Raw genomic sequence first — 288 nt, forward strand, 5'->3', positions numbered from 1 at the left:
GAACAAAATAATGGGAATGGCCAGGGAACGCCACCTCCAGCAAATAATGGAGGAGGCCAAGGAACACCACCTCCAGCAAATAATGGAGGAGGCCAAGGAACACCACCTCCAGCGAATAATGGAGGAGGCCAAGGAACACCACCTCCAGCGAATAATGAAGGAGGCCAAGGAACACCGCCTCCAGCAAATAATGGAGGAGGTCAAGGGAATACAACGCCACCAGCGACGACACAACCAGATACTGGCGGAAATGCGGGAGAAGTTCCTGCTAATAATGGGCAATAAGAG

General features: G+C 52.1%; 1 pseudogene. It reads left to right on the forward strand.

What is annotated here, in order from left to right:
• A pseudogene (locus MR113_RS27670) lies at positions 1-285 on the forward strand (penicillin-binding protein); the annotation flags it as partial.
• Positions 286-288 lie beyond the last annotated feature (3 nt).

The organism is Bacillus cereus group sp. BfR-BA-01379, from assembly GCF_022663605.1.
Lineage (GTDB): Bacteria > Bacillota > Bacilli > Bacillales > Bacillaceae_G > Bacillus_A > Bacillus_A mobilis.